This window comes from Streptomyces sp. WM6386 (genome assembly GCF_000972385.1).
Classification (GTDB): domain Bacteria; phylum Actinomycetota; class Actinomycetes; order Streptomycetales; family Streptomycetaceae; genus Streptomyces.
Genome location: NZ_JXTE01000360.1, coordinates 1 through 621 on the forward strand (window position 1 = coordinate 1; position 621 = coordinate 621).

A 621-nucleotide genomic window follows, 5' to 3' on the forward strand; every position below is an offset into this window, starting at 1 on the left:
CGCAAGCTCGCCCGCCTCTTGGTGTCGAGCCGTGCGACCCGTGCCTTCACCGTGGGTCCGTTCCCGGCGTGAACGGTGAGTCGACCACCAGGTAGAAGTGGTCTTTCCAGTGGGTATCAGCTGCTGACTTGTTCTTTTTCTTCCGGCCTCGAACGGTGTCTCGTACTGAGTCGCTCACCTGAGGGTTTGCCGGACGTGAGGGCGGCCTTCGTCTGATCCTGTGCTCCGGCCAAGGTGCACGTGACCGAGACGAAGGCCGTGAGGGTGAGTCGGCTGCCTGATGCTGTGCGGAGGGATGCGTTCGCGGAAGCGTCACGCTTCCGGGGTGAGTTCTACGAGTGTCTGACCGCTCGGGGCGACGAGTTGTTCGAGCTGACGGATGCGGTGCTGTGTGCGGACGGTGCCGTGAAGTCCCCGGTGAACCTGACGCTGCTGCCCGAGCATCGGCGTGGGCACGGAGCGATGTACGGAGGCCTGAACCACGGCCGGATCGATGTCGACCAGGTGCGGACGGTGCTGGCCGCGCGGCTTCTCGAGGCCGGCGGTACCGTCCCGGTCGACCCCCTCAAGGACGCGCTGTGGGGCGGGGCGCCGCCCGCCTCCGCCCACGCCTCGCTGCAC

1 protein-coding gene is annotated in these 621 nt (G+C 67.0%); it reads left to right on the forward strand.

Going from position 1 to position 621, the window contains the following annotated elements; all coding sequences use genetic code 11:
• Window positions 1–264: 264 nt before the first annotated feature.
• Window positions 265–621: transposase (locus TN53_RS41720; protein ID WP_324609657.1), on the forward strand; the 357-nt coding region annotated here is incomplete at its 3' end.